Raw genomic sequence first — 12,901 nt, 5'->3', positions numbered from 1 at the left:
TCAGTTGGGCGAGGCGACCAACCGGGCCGGGGTGTCCCCGGTGCGCACCCGGCGGACGGGCTGCGGTGCGAGCAGCTCGCCGACCCGCTGCGCCGTCACGTGCGCGCAGAGCCAGCGGAAGGAGGACTCGTCGCCGTCGACGTTGCGCAGCGCGAAGCCGTCGTGCAGGTCGAGGACGAGCGGCCGGGCGAGCGTGGCGTGGGCGACCACGAAGCGGCCACGGGCACCGGCGAGCAGGCCGAGCGCCATGCCGGCCTGCCGGGCCGCTGTCACGGCCACCGCGCCGAGCACGAGCGGGTTGCCCTGCGCGGTCTCGAGGACGTCCGTCGGGCGCAGCGACGCGCGGGAGCCGGACGCGTCGACCGTGAACCGGGCCCGGAGCAGCGATCCGGCGGCCACGAGCTCGTTCCGGGCCGAGCCGCTCCGCAGCGCGCGCAGGTCCTCGGCCAGCGCGGCGATCCGCTTTTCGGCCTTCAGCCGCGTGGACGTGTCGTCCGTCTGCAGCAGCAGGCTCAGGTGCCGGGTGCAGTCGGACGCCGTGCGGCAGCTGTCGGAGATGCAGGTCATGACGGGATCCTGGGGTCGAACGACGGAGCGATGATTAGGAGACCCTAATACATACTCTGCCGGTCGGGATTCCTCAAGTCCGGAGGGGGACCTTCCTGGACACCGCTGCGACCTTCGGCGTGTCCCGCGGGAGCAGCTGGACGCGGACCGCAACGGACGCCTTGCGCTTCATGAGGGCGCGACCGGCGGCCGTCGGGGTGAGCTCCAGGGTGCGGCGCGCCCCGGCCCCCGTCGCGTAGCTGCCGCGCGCGACCGTGACGTACACGAGCCGCCTGCCGACCCGCTGCTTGACCGCGGTCCGCAGCTCGACCGTCCCGAAGCACGCGCCTGCGCCCTTGCCGCAGCCGACCAGGACGTTGATGGCGTTCCGGCGCAGCCGCAGGGACCGCGAGAACAGGGTCGGCTTCGGTGCCGCGAGAGCCGGAGGGGTGACCACGGGCGGGGTCGTGACCGGTGGCTGGACGACCGGCGGGCTGCCGGGGTCGGGGGTCGCGACCGGGACGGACTCGAACGGCGCGGCGGCGGCGACGGTGACGCCCCCGGGCCGCGAGCGGCCGGGCTGGCAGTCGAGCACGATCCGCACGTCGTTGCTGAGCGCCGCCTGGATCACGACGCTGCCCAGTGGCTGCCGGAGCGCGTTGTTCGTGCCGATCGGCAGCCGGGGCAGGGTCCCGGCCGCGGCCTGCGCCAGCGCGAGCGCGCCCGCTTGCGGCGCCGTCCAGCTCGTATCGGCGAGCGGGACCGTCACGTCCATCGGCGTCGCCGACACGAAGTTCTGCTCGGCGTCGACGGTGATCGTCGTCGTCACGGTCACCGTCGCGGAGACGACCCGCGTCTCGGCGCCCGACCCGACGCTCAGCCAGACGGTCGACGGAATCGAGTTCGCGCCCGCCTTGAGCAGGCCGGTGTTGTAGCCGCTGGAGGCGATGTAGTCAGGAATTCGGGCCCGTGCGGACGTCGCCGACAGGGCTGCGGGCGCGCCGGGGACCAGCGGGGACGGGGCCACGGTCCCGCTCAGCGTCACGTCGAGATCGCGGTAGACGTCGTCGATGCTCCACTTGCAGGAGTTCGGCGTCGCGACCGTGGCGGCACCCGCGGGGGTGCTGGCCAGGGCGGCGAACGCCAGCGCGAGGGGCAGGATGCAGCGGGCGGCCATGTAAGGCGCACCTTACTCAGCGAGCGCTGTCGAGCGCGCTGGCCGAGGTACGCCATAGGATGCTCAGCGTGGCCCAACCGACCGGCAGCCCTCGATCGCTCGACTACGTCGAGGTGCTGTACGGGCTGCTCTTCCCGGTCGGCGAGTACCGCCCGTCCGAGGCCACCGCGCCGATCGCTGCGCGGGTCGCCGAGCGCCTGGGCGTGTCGCGCGCTTCCGCGGGCGAGATGCTGCGCCGACTCAGCGACCAGGGCCTCGTCGACCGTGGTCCCGGCCGTGCGCTCGCGCTGACCCCGGCGGGGATCGCGCTGGCCGAGCACGGGGTCCGCGCGACCCGCGTGATCGAGGGGTTCCTCGTCGACTACCTGGGCTACCCGCCGGGCGAGGTGCACGGACGCGCGATGGAGATGCGCGACGCCTTCACGCCCGAGATGGTCGAGCGCCTGCACGAGAAGCTCGGGTCGCCGGCCCGCTGCCCGCACGGGTGGCCGGTCGCGAAGGCGGACGAGCGGGCCGAGGCCGGGTCGCTCCGCCGGCTGATCGAGCTCGAGGCGGGGACGAAGTGCGAGATCGTCGGGGTCGCCGAGAGCGACGCCGAGCTCGTCAGCTGGCTCTTCGACGTGGGGCTGGTCCCGGGGACCGGCCTGAGGATCCGCGACGTGCAGCCCGCGGCGGGCCACGTGACGGTCGGCCTTGGCCGCGGCCGCGCCGCGCAGGACGTGGTGGTCGCCGATCGCGCGGCCAGCCAGGTCTTCGTCACCGCGACCTGAGCAGGCCCGCGAGCGAGGGGCCCTCCCCGCGAGTGCGGAGAGGGGCGGCTCCTCCTACCGCAGCGTGATCGTCCGCGTCACCTTCACGCGGCCGCCGGCCGCGGTCGGGATCGTGGTGACCAGCGTGTAGCGACCCGCCTTCACGGCGCCGCGCAGCGCGACCGCGGCGGTGCCCTTCGTCGCCAGCGCCTTGCCGGCGGCGACCGTGCGGCCCCCGCGCAGCAGCGAGACGCGGACCGACCCGCGCGTGCCGACCTTCTTGGCCGTGCAGGTGATCTTGCGCTTCTTCACGCTGACGAGCTTGCACGTGACGCGCAGCGGCAGCGCCGAGCTGCCCTTGGCGCCCTTCGCGCCCTTCGCACCGGTGGCGCCCTTGGCGCCCGCGGGACCGGCCGGACCGGCTGCGCCCGGCGCACCCGCGGTGCCGGCAGCGCCCGCCGGACCGGCGGGGCCGGACACGGCGTTGACGAGGTTCAGGCGCGTGAGCGCGGCGTCGTCACCGGAGGTCGGCGTGCCGGCCTTGTGGCCCGCGGCGACGAGCTTCCTGCCGCCGCTGACCAGCGCGGCGCCGAAGAACGCGTCGGACGTGCCGCCGAGGTCGACGTTGAACGCCCCGCCGGTGCCCTCGCTGGTGTCGATGTTGCCGTCGCCGTCGAAGAACAGGACGAGCCCGTTCACGTTGGAGGCCACGGCCGGCGGACCGGTGACCGCCGGGTCCTCGGTGCTGCCGACGCCGGCGAAGCGGCCGTCCGGCAGTGCGACGACGTTGCGCAGGCGGTCGGCGCCGGCGACGCGGTCGTACGACAGCAGGCCGCCGTTGCCGAACGTCTGGTCCCAGACGCCGGCCGCGTTGAAGCGGTAGGCGACGGCGTCCACGCCGTTGGCGGGGGTCGTCGAACGCGAGCCGTAGCCCACGCCGATGACGCCGGAGCCGTGCGGGACGACGGTGTACGCCTCGGCGAAGCCTGGTGCGGGACCGCCGATCGCGCCGGACGCCACGCCGGCGTTGCCCCAGGTCGTGTCCTTCGCGCCGTTCGCGAGGAAGCGGTGGATGGACGGACGGACGGGCGTGCCGCCGTAGCTGGCGATCAAGAAGTCGCCGTCGTCGGTGAGGGTGCCGTTGCGGACGTTCAGCGAGCCACCGGTCTCGGACAGCCCGACGCCGGCGGTGCCGAACGACGCGTCGAGCGCACCGGCGCTCGTGAGCTGGACCGCCGCGATCGTCCTGGTCGTGCGGGCGGGGACCTCGTCGCTCTGCACGCCCTTGGAGGCGGCGACGACGATCTGGCCGGTCGGGCGGATCTTCACGCCCCACGCCTGGTCGCCCACGATCGTCTCGAGCGCGGCCGGCGTGCGGCCGTCGCTCAGGTTCAGGCGGGCGACGCCGCCGGTGCCGAACGTGGCGTCCGGGGTGCCGTCGGTGTTGAAGCGGACCACGACGGCGTCGGTGTCGCGGCTGTCGGCGCCGCCGGTCGCCTCGGCGGTGCCGGCGATCACGATCTTGCCGTCGGCCTGCAGCGCGATGCTGCGGGCGATCTCGGTGGTGCCGGTCGGCGCGGTGCCGGCCGGAGGCGCCGCGAAGGGGGCGGCGGTGACGTTGACGCTGGCCACGCCACCGGTGCCGAAGCTGGTCACGAGCGCGCCGCTCGCATCGGTGCGGCTGACGGCGAAGGCCTGGTCGGTGCCGGCGACGGTGGTGTAGCCGGCGTTGTAGGTGCCGCCGGCGGGGCCGGTCACGGCATCGAAGTAGCGGTCGCCGAGCGTGGCGGACAGCGGCGAGAACGCGGTGCCGCTGGTGCCGAAGGACGCGTCGAGCGAGGCGGCCTGCGCCTGGCCCGCGCTGAGCAGCGCCGCGCCCAGCGCGAGGGCGCCGAGGGTGGTGGGGGTCCGTCTCATCGTCGTAGCCTCCTGAAGGCCTGGGAACGTCGGTGGGTGGGTGGTCGAACTGAGTAAGGCGACCCTTACCCGAGGCGAAGGTAGCATGGGCACCCGTTCATCGTCAGGGCAGCCATACGCGGCCCGCTGCACCACGGAGCCCTGTGTCCTTCTCGCGCCTGTCGTCCCGCCCCGCCCCCAGCCTGCCTGTGGGAGCCCGTCGCCGCACCCGCGTGTGGGTACCGGCGCTGGCCGTCCTTGCAGTCCTCGCGAGCGCCGGAAGCGCCGCCGCGGCGACGTCGCCGAACGCGTGCTTCTACCCGCTCGACGAGTTCTACCGCAGCCAGACGGTGACGCTGAACGCCACCAGCAGCCTCGTCACGGACGCGCGTCACCCGTCGAGCACGGAGGTCGTCCCGGGTCAGCGGGTCGCGCTGTCCGCCGGAAAGGTCGACGTGCAGCTGCCCGAGTACCTCGCGAAGTTCGGGTACGCGCTCGGGCTGCTGAAGGCGGGGCCGAACACGATCACAGCCAAGGTCTGGGTCGCGGTGAAGGCGACGAACACCGCCGAGCACGTGCAGGTCATCGGACCGATCGAGGTGACGGCGACGACGGACATCACCGTCGACCCGGCGGACGACAACCGCTACCTCGCGTCGACGCCGTTCACCTACTCCGGCAACGACCTGCCGGCGACCACCTGGACCGCGACCGGCGGCGACGTCGTCTTCAGCCAGGCGGACGCGGGCGCGCTGCCCCAGCTGCCGACCGGGCCGAGCGGCGCGCTGCGTCCGACGAAGGGCAGCACGGTCGTCCAGGCCTCCTTCTCGGGCAGCACCAACGTGGTCTTCGACTGCCAGCCCGGCAGCGCCGCCAACGTCCAGTTCGACGAGGGCGGGACCGAGGTCGTGCCGTCGCCGGCGGCGGTCATCGACTCCGAGCTCGGCCCGCAGAACGCCACCTGCATCAACGAGCTCGGCCGCCTGGCCTCGGGCGCGGCGGCCAACCTGCCGGCCGGCCTGACGCGCGAGCTGGACCCCGCGCGGATGGAGCTGCGTTCGCCGCCGCTGCCGGCCGGCGCCTCCGGGGGCGGGCCGTTCACGCTCAGCTCGGTGCAGGCGCGGCTCACGCTGTCCCCCGACACCGTGGCGACGCTCGCCCGCTCGCAGAGCGCGGGTACGCCGCTGTACGTCACCGGCAAGGACTATCCGGTGACCGTCTGGGTGACGCTCGCCGGCGCCGGCACGACCCAGGGCACGCAGACCTTCCGTGCCGAGGGCACCTACCGCCTGCGCCAGGCGGGGAGCGGCTTCGAGGCGACCACCATCGACGTGACGCTGCCCGACAGCACCTGGAACGCCGCCGGTGGCACCGTCCCGCGGTTCTCCGCCGGGCCGGTGGGATCCACGCCCGCGCTCACGTTCACCGGCCCGGCGGCCGGCGGCCCGGGCGGCCCGATCGTGACGTCGACCTTCTCGGCGACGCCCTACGGCTCCTTCGTCGTGCGGGCCGGGACCGAGGCCAACCCGACGACGCTCGACTGCGCCCAGGCGGCCATCGACGTGAAGGACGACGCGGTGCCGTACGCCACGCGCGGGCGCATCGCGCCGTCGGACGGCTCGCTCGGCCGCTACGCGACATCCGCCTCCCCGGTCCCGCCGGGGATCACGATGGCCATCCCCGTCAGCCCGCCGCCGACCGTCCCGACGACGCCCACGACGCCGACGACACCCACCACGCCCACCACCCCGACGGTCCCGGCCACGCCCACGTCGCCGACCAAGCCGACCCCGCCGAAGGCTCCGGCGCCGCGTCCCGGGGCGATCAGCTCGCTGAAGCTGAAGGCCGACGCGAAGGGCCGCGCGCCGCTGGTCGTCCGCTGCCCCGCCGGGTCGGCGTCCTGCCGCGGGACCGTCCGCGTGCAGAGCCGCGCCAAGGTCCGCGTCGGCCGCCGTCTCGTGACGCTCACGATCGCCCGTGCGCAGGCCTACGTCGTGAAGGCCGGCGCGAAGAAGACGCTCACGCTCGTCCTCGGGAAGGACGCCAAGGCGCTGCTGCGCCGGACGGGCCGCCTCGCCGTGCGGGTCACGCTGAGGCCGTCGAGCGGGAAGACGGTCACGAAGCAGCTCACCCTCAGCCGCTGAGCGGGGCCGGGGCCGCACCGCAGCCCGCCCCGGACGGCGCCGGTCCTTTCCGACCGGCGCAGTCGGAGTTAGGGTAACCTTATCGCGCAGATGCGCGAGTCCATCGTCACCGCGGCAGGGGCGCCTCCGGCCGGTCGCGCCCGGGCCGCGGCGACCGCAGCGGCGACGTCGGCGCTCGTCAACTGCCACATCCGGGAGACCGGCGACTGGCAGTTCGTCCCGCGCGCCGGGGACGACGCCGCGCCGCAGACCGCTGTCCTGACGCTCGCCCAGCGGCCCGGGACCCGGCTGCAGGTCGGGGTCGCCCGCCGCACGCCGACCGACCGCTGCCTGCTCGCCGGCCCGCCCATCCTTGTCGGGGACGACGGCGACGTGGTCGACGACGAGCTCTCCGTCGAGGCGCTGGCCGACCTGCTCCTGGGTCACCTGCAGGCCGGCGACCCGCGCGGCGACGGCGCGCCCGAGGTCCTGCTCGAGCGGATCCGGGACAGCATCGCGCAGACCGCCCACCACCTCGAGCTGCGGGCCACCGACGGCGGCCTGGACGACCTCTACGACGGGCGGACGCTGCCGTTCATCGACAGCGAGCAGGGGCTGCTCGTCGGCCACCCGCTGCACCCGACGGCCAAGAGCCGTGTCGAGCTCTCGGCCGACGAGCGGGACGTCTACTCGCCCGAGACGCGTGGGCGCTTCGCGCTGCACTGGCTTGCCGTCGTCCCGTCGCTCGTGCACCACGGCAGCGGTGAGCGCGAGGACGCGCCGACCCTCGTGGGGCGCCTGCTGCACGGCGATCCGGCGGTCGACGAGCACGAGCTGCGCGCCGCGCTCACCGGCCTGGGCCCAAGGATCCTGATCCCCGCCCACCCCTGGCAGCTGGCGCACCTCGGCGCCGACCCGTCGGTGGCGGCGCTGCTGGCGGACGACGACATCGTCGACCTCGGGCCGCTCGGCGCCCCCGTCACGCCGACCAGCTCGGTGCGGACCGTGTACCGCGAGGACTGGGGTTGGCAGCTGAAGTTCTCCCTCGACGTGCGCGTGACGAACTCCCTGCGGGTGACGCTGCCCAAGGAGCTCACGCGCGCCGCCGAGGCCGCCCACCTGGAGGCGTTCACCCGCGTGGGTGCCGCGGCCCGTGCCGCCGCACCGCGGCTGCGCGTCGTCCACGACCCTGCCTTCCTCGCGGTCCGGGCGGGCGTCGGCGAACCGCTGATCGACAGCCTCTCGGTCCTCCTGCGGGCGAATTCGTTCGCCGGCGAGCGCCCCATCTGCCTGGCGTCGCTCTGCGAGCGGCACCCGTTTGGCGGGCGCAGCCGCCTCGGGAACGTCGTCGGCCGGATCGCGGCGACGCGCGGCCGGACCGAGGCGGACGTCGCCACCGAGTGGATCCGCCGCTACTGCGACGTCGTCGTGCGGTCGCTGGTCCGCCTCTACCTCGACGTCGGCCTCTGCTTCGAGCCGCACCAGCAGAACACCCTCCTGCAGCTGGACCGCCACGGCTGGCCGGACCGCTGCCTGATCCGCGACAGCCAGGGTTACTTCCACCGCGAGGCCGCCCACGCCGACCTCACGCGCGTGGTCCCGGGTCTGGGCGAGGCCAGCGAGTCGATCTTCCCCGAGGCGCTCGCCGACGAGCGCCTCGTCTACTACCCGTTCCTGAACGCGGCGGTGGGGACGATCGACACCCTCGTCCTGGACGGCTGCGCCGACGGGCCGGAGCTGCTCGCCGTGCTGCGCGACACGCTCGCCGACGAGCGCCGGCAGGGCGGCCGCTACCCGCACACGCTGCTCGACCGGTTGCTTGACGACGAGCGCTGGCCGTGCAAGGGCAACCTGCGTACACGGCTGCACGACATGGACGAGCTCGTCGGGGACATCGCCACGCAGTCGGTCTACGGCACGATCCCGAACCCGCTGCGCCGGGCCGCGGCATGACGACGGCCATGGTGACGCTGCGGCCGCTGGACGCGGTCGCCGACCTGACCCTGCTCCACGGCTGGATGCAGGAGCCGCACGTCAGCCCGTGGTGGAACCTCGCGGGGCCGCCCGAGCGGACCGCCGCCTACCTCGCGGGCGCCGCCGCGCTCGCGCACCAGCGCAGCTGGGTCGGAGCCGTGGGCGACGAGCCGTTCGCGTACGTCGAGACGTACACGGTCAGCGACGACCCGCTCGCGGCGCACTACGACGCGCAGCCCGGGGACCGCGGCTGGCACATCCTCGTCGGCCCCGCCTCCCAGCTGGGGACCGGCGCCGCGCGGGCGCTGGCCCGGCTGGTCGTCGACCGCCTGCTCGACGAGCCCGGTGCGACGCGCGTGCTCTGCGAGCCGGACGCCCGCAACGCGCGGATGCTCGCGTTCTGCGCGGCGGTCGGCGGCGAGCGGATCGCGACCCTGACGCTGCCCGACAAGACCGCGGCGCTCATCGCGTGGACGCCGGGCGATCTCGCCCAGCGGGCACGTTCGCCCCGCCCCGGGGCGGTCGGATGAGCGCTCGGGTCCACGACGTCGCGGGCATCGGCCTGGGCCCGTTCAACCTCGGGCTGGCCGCGCTGCTGGACCCGGTCGGCGAGGTCGACGCCGCGTTCTTCGAGGCGCAGCCGACGCTGCGGTGGCACCCCGGCCTGATGCTCGACGGCGCGGCGCTGCAGGTCCCGCACCTGGCGGACCTGGTCACGCTCGCCGACCCCACCAGCCGGCACGGCTTCCTCAACTACCTGCACGAGCACGAGCGCCTCTATCGCTTCTACTTCGCCGAGCGCTGGCACCCGTCGCGCCGCGAGTACGAGCACTACTGCCGCTGGGTCGCGGGGCGGCTGGCGAGCTGCCGGTTCGGCGCGCGGGTGGTCGACGCCGGGGTCGGCGACGACGGGCTGTGGACGCTGACGGTCGCGGGCGCCGACGGCAGCGTCACCGAGCACCGTTCCCGCGCGCTGGTCGCCGGGGTGGGCGGGCGGCCGTACGTCCCGCCGTGCGCGCAGGCCCTGGTCGACGATGGTGACGGCGGCGTCCTGCACTCCGCTGCCTACCTCGACCACCGCGCGGCGCTGCGGCGCGCGCGCCGGGTCACGGTCATCGGATCGGGACAGAGCGCGGCCGAGGTCTTCCTGGACCTGCTCGGGCACGCCGGCGGGACGCGGCTGCAGTGGTTCACGCGCAGCCGCGGGTTCTTCCCGATGGAGTACTCGAAGCTCGGCCTGGAGCACTTCACGCCCGAGTACACGCGGTACTTCCACGGCCTGGAGCCTGGTCGCCGCGACACCCTGCGAGCCGGGCAGGACCTGCTCTACAAGGGGATCTCGGCCGAGACCAGTGCCGCGATCTACGACGCGATCTACGACCGCAGCGTGGGCGGCGAGGACCCGGGCGCGGCGTACGCGGCCTCGTGCGAGCTCGTCGGGATCGAGCGGGCGGCCGGCGGGCTGCGCCTGACCCTGCACCAGCGCGACCAGGACATCACGTTCAGGCACGAGACCGACGCCGTCGTGCTCGGGACGGGCTACGAGTCCACGCCGCTGCCCATCAGCGGACTCGCCGCCCTGGCCGACGCCGACGAGCGCGGCCGGCTGCGCGTCGGCCTGGACTACCGCGTCGCCCTCCGCGACCCGGACGCGCCGGCGCTCTACGTGCAGAACGCCGAGCTGCACACGCACGGCGTGGGCACGCCGGACCTCGGCCTGGGCGCGTTCCGCAACAGCGTGATCGTGAACGGCCTCTGTGGGCGCGAGGTCTACAAGGTCCGCGACCGCAACGTCTTCCAGACCTTCGGTGCCCCGGGGCCGGGCGTGGGCGCTCCGGTCACCGAGAGCCCCCGCCAGGGGCCGACACCCGTTCGTCATCACCCAGTCGGATGGAAGACGGGTCTCGGCGCCGGGAGGGGGGCGACATGAGCGCGCGGACGCTCGACGCGCTCACCAGCGACGGCGGCGCCGCCTACGCGCAGGCCGGCCGCGAGCTGCTCGCCAAGCTGATCGGGGAGCTGACGTTCGAGGACGTCCTGACGCCCGCGATCCTCTCCGACCCGGACGCCGACCTTCCCGGCCCGGACGCCGCGGTGCTCGAGCTGGCGCTCGGCGACCTCATCGTCAGCGGCCGGGCCCGCCGCCGCTCCCTCGGGCACTGGCGGGTGGCCCCAGCGTCCCTCACGGCCCGCGACGCCGCGACCGGCGCCGCGCGCCCGCTGCCGGACCCCGCCCTGGTCGTCGCCCTCGGCGCCCCCGCCGCCGGCGCCGACGCGTCCACGACGGCCGGCCTCGTCGCCGAGGTCGCCGCGACCGTCCTCTCGGACGCGGTCCAGCTGCACCGCGGCCGCCCGGCGCGCGAGCTCCTGGACGCGGCCCCCATCGACGTCGAGGCCGAGCTGCGCGGCCACCCGTGGATCGTCGCCGCCAAGGGCCGCATCGGGTTCGACTCGGGCGACCTGGACCACTACGCCCCCGAGGCGCAGCGCACGCTGCAGCTGGACTGGCTCGCCGTCGCGGCGGACCGGATCGACACGCGCGCGCTGCCGGGGCTGACCCACCGGCAGGTGGTCGACGAGCAGCTCGGCGCCCAGGAGGCCGACCGGCTGCGGGCGCGCGCCGCCGCCGCCGGCCACGACCCGGACACGACGGTCCTGCTGCCCGTCCATCCCTGGCAGTGGCGCGAGCGCATCCTCGCGCTGCACGCCGCCGACCTCGCGTCCGGCGCGATCACCCACCTCGGCACCGCAGCACCGACCTACCGCGCCCGGCAGTCGATCCGCACGCTGGTCGACGCCGGCCCCGACGGCGAGCTCCGCCGCGAGCTGAAGCTCCCGCTGTCGATCCTCAACACGAGCGTCTACCGCGGACTGCCGCGCGCCCGGGCGCTCGCGGCGCCGGTCCTCACCGAGTGGCTCGTCGGCTGCGTCGATCGCGACCCGTTCCTGCAGGAGACCGGCCTCGTCCTGCTCGGCGAGGTCGCGTCCGCCAGCGTCGCCCACACCGCGTTCGGCACGATCGAGGGCGTGCCCTACCAGCACACCGAGATGCTCGGCGCGATCTGGCGCGAGCCGGTCGCGGCGCAGCTGCACGAGGGCGAGCGCGCGCTCCCGCTCGCGGCCCTCTTCCACGTCGACCCCGCCGGCGAGTCGCTGATCGAGCACCTCATCGCGCGCAGCGGCCTGACCGTCGACGCCTGGGTGCGTGCGCTGCACGAGGTGTCGCTCCCGCCGCTGTGCCACGTCCTGTACCGCTACGGGGCGACCTTCTCGCCGCACGGCCAGAACACGCTCGTCGTGCTGCGGGACGACGTCCCCACCCGCATCGTCGTCAAGGACTTCGTGGACGACGCGACGATCTGCGCGGAGCCGCTCCCCGAGCTGCTGGACCTGAGCCCCGCGGTCCGCGCCGCGCTCGGCGACGGGGTCGAGCCCGCCGTCATCACGCAGTGGATCCAGGCTGGTCTGCTGGTCTGCGCGCACCGCTACATCGCCGAGCTCCTGGCCGACCGCTGCGGCTATCCGGAGGCCGCGTTCTGGGCTGCCGCGCGCGCGGCGCTGCACGGCTACCAGGACCGCTTCGAGGATGAGCTCGGCCCGCGCTTCGACCTCTTCGACCTCGATGCGCCCGTGTTCGTGAAGCTCTGCCTGAACCGCGTCCGGATCCTCGAGCGCGGCTACCGCGACGGCGCCGAGCGTCCCATCGCTGCCGCCAGCGGCTGGATCGACAACCCCCTCCATGCCCCAGCGCCCGCGCCGGTGACGACATGACGCAGCCTGCGCCCCGCGCGACCGTGAACCCCCACCCCGAGCTCGCGGCCTACAGCGAGCACGAGGCCGCGCTGAACCGCCGGCTCTGGTGCCGGCAGATGCTCGCCGGCGAGGACGTGCCGCTGCTCCACGACTGGATGCAGCGCCCGCACGTCTCCGAGTTCTGGGAGATGGCGTGGCCGCAGGACTGGATCGCCGACTACCTCGTCCGCCAGCTCGAGGACCCCGCGCGCACGCCGTACCTGGGCTTCGTCGACGACACGCCCGTCGGCTACGTGGAGGTCTACGACCCCGCCGGCGACGTCCTCGGCGCCCACGCGCCGATCCTGCCCGGCGACCTGGGCGCCCACGTCCTGATCGGCGAGGAGGAGTACCTGGGCCGCTACTCGGTGGCGCTCGGGCGGGCCGTCGTCCGCTTCCTCTTCAAGCGCCCCGAGGTCCGCCGCATCGTCGGCGAGCCAGACGTGCGCAACCACAACTTCCTCTCGCTGCTGGCCTTCCTCGGCTTCAAGAAGCACAGCGAGATCGACCTGCCGGACAAGCGCGCGGCGTTCATGGTCTGCGAGCGCGCGGACTTCGAGCGCCTCGCGAGCCGGCGCCGGAGGACGCTGTCATGACGGCCGCGCCGAAGGACTCGCCCGGAGGGCTCGTTCGCCCAGCGAGGT

The 12,901-nt window shown here is 74.6% G+C and carries 10 protein-coding genes; 7 read left to right on the top strand and 3 right to left on the bottom strand.

The features are described from left to right. Together DSM112329_RS25410 and DSM112329_RS25405 are read right to left on the bottom strand one after the other, a co-directional pair. The gene (locus DSM112329_RS25410; protein WP_354699366.1) at positions 1 to 567 is read right to left on the bottom strand and encodes a hypothetical protein; all 567 of its coding nucleotides are present in this window, start codon (positions 565 to 567) and stop codon (positions 1 to 3) included. Between the two features lie 73 nt (positions 568 to 640). Next, positions 641 to 1,723 (bottom strand): hypothetical protein, encoded by a 1,083-nt coding sequence (locus tag DSM112329_RS25405; RefSeq protein ID WP_354699365.1) that lies wholly within the window; start codon positions 1,721 to 1,723, stop codon positions 641 to 643. A gap of 68 nt (positions 1,724 to 1,791) precedes the next feature. Here DSM112329_RS25405 and DSM112329_RS25400 point away from each other — a divergent pair, with 68 nt between their 5' ends. Next, on the top strand, positions 1,792 to 2,493 hold the full coding sequence (locus DSM112329_RS25400; RefSeq protein ID WP_354699364.1) for a metal-dependent transcriptional regulator: 702 nt from the start codon (positions 1,792 to 1,794) through the stop codon (positions 2,491 to 2,493). Between the two features lie 54 nt (positions 2,494 to 2,547). Here the strand turns inward: DSM112329_RS25400 and DSM112329_RS25395 are convergent, their stop codons facing one another. After that, complete coding sequence (locus DSM112329_RS25395) at positions 2,548 to 4,389, bottom strand: delta-60 repeat domain-containing protein (protein ID WP_354699363.1); 1,842 nt, start codon at positions 4,387 to 4,389, stop codon at positions 2,548 to 2,550. A gap of 188 nt (positions 4,390 to 4,577) precedes the next feature. Here DSM112329_RS25395 and DSM112329_RS25390 point away from each other — a divergent pair, with 188 nt between their 5' ends. From DSM112329_RS25390 to DSM112329_RS25365, 6 genes are all read left to right on the top strand, one after another. Continuing rightward, positions 4,578 to 6,512, top strand: coding sequence for a hypothetical protein (locus DSM112329_RS25390; protein WP_354699362.1), 1,935 nt, complete (start codon positions 4,578 to 4,580; stop codon positions 6,510 to 6,512). Positions 6,513 to 6,602: 90 nt separating this feature from the next. Continuing rightward, a complete protein-coding gene (locus tag DSM112329_RS25385; RefSeq protein WP_354699361.1) occupies positions 6,603 to 8,444 on the top strand; it encodes an IucA/IucC family protein in 1,842 nt (613 codons plus the stop codon). Then, positions 8,441 to 8,995: a GNAT family N-acetyltransferase gene (locus DSM112329_RS25380; RefSeq protein WP_354699360.1), complete on the top strand. Its 555-nt coding sequence runs from the start codon at positions 8,441 to 8,443 to the stop codon at positions 8,993 to 8,995. The genes DSM112329_RS25385 and DSM112329_RS25380 overlap by 4 nt, the downstream gene beginning before the upstream one ends. After that, positions 8,992 to 10,395 (top strand): SidA/IucD/PvdA family monooxygenase, encoded by a 1,404-nt coding sequence (locus DSM112329_RS25375; RefSeq protein WP_354699359.1) that lies wholly within the window; start codon positions 8,992 to 8,994, stop codon positions 10,393 to 10,395. The genes DSM112329_RS25380 and DSM112329_RS25375 overlap by 4 nt, the downstream gene beginning before the upstream one ends. After that, a complete protein-coding gene (locus tag DSM112329_RS25370) occupies positions 10,392 to 12,236 on the top strand; it encodes an IucA/IucC family protein (RefSeq protein WP_354699358.1) in 1,845 nt (614 codons plus the stop codon). Before DSM112329_RS25375 ends, DSM112329_RS25370 begins: the two co-directional genes overlap by 4 nt. Continuing rightward, the gene (locus tag DSM112329_RS25365; RefSeq protein WP_354699357.1) at positions 12,233 to 12,853 is read left to right on the top strand and encodes a GNAT family N-acetyltransferase; all 621 of its coding nucleotides are present in this window, start codon (positions 12,233 to 12,235) and stop codon (positions 12,851 to 12,853) included. Before DSM112329_RS25370 ends, DSM112329_RS25365 begins: the two co-directional genes overlap by 4 nt. The last annotated feature ends 48 nt before the right edge of the window (positions 12,854 to 12,901 follow it).

The sequence above is a fragment of the Paraconexibacter sp. AEG42_29 genome (assembly GCF_040581415.1).
GTDB lineage: Bacteria > Actinomycetota > Thermoleophilia > Solirubrobacterales > Solirubrobacteraceae > Paraconexibacter.
Note: the sequence above shows the minus strand (reverse complement) of the source record. Positions and strands in the feature narration are given on the sequence as shown.

Coding starts and splice junctions, on each gene's coding strand:
- DSM112329_RS25410 (WP_354699366.1), bottom strand. CDS start 567: ATGACCTGCATCTCCGACAGCTGCCGCACGGCGTCCGACTGCACCCGG.
- DSM112329_RS25405 (WP_354699365.1), bottom strand. CDS start 1,723: ATGGCCGCCCGCTGCATCCTGCCCCTCGCGCTGGCGTTCGCCGCCCTG.
- DSM112329_RS25395 (WP_354699363.1), bottom strand. CDS start 4,389: ATGAGACGGACCCCCACCACCCTCGGCGCCCTCGCGCTGGGCGCGGCG.
- DSM112329_RS25385 (WP_354699361.1), top strand. CDS start 6,603: ATGCGCGAGTCCATCGTCACCGCGGCAGGGGCGCCTCCGGCCGGTCGC.
- DSM112329_RS25380 (WP_354699360.1), top strand. CDS start 8,441: ATGACGACGGCCATGGTGACGCTGCGGCCGCTGGACGCGGTCGCCGAC.
- DSM112329_RS25375 (WP_354699359.1), top strand. CDS start 8,992: ATGAGCGCTCGGGTCCACGACGTCGCGGGCATCGGCCTGGGCCCGTTC.
- DSM112329_RS25370 (WP_354699358.1), top strand. CDS start 10,392: ATGAGCGCGCGGACGCTCGACGCGCTCACCAGCGACGGCGGCGCCGCC.
- DSM112329_RS25365 (WP_354699357.1), top strand. CDS start 12,233: ATGACGCAGCCTGCGCCCCGCGCGACCGTGAACCCCCACCCCGAGCTC.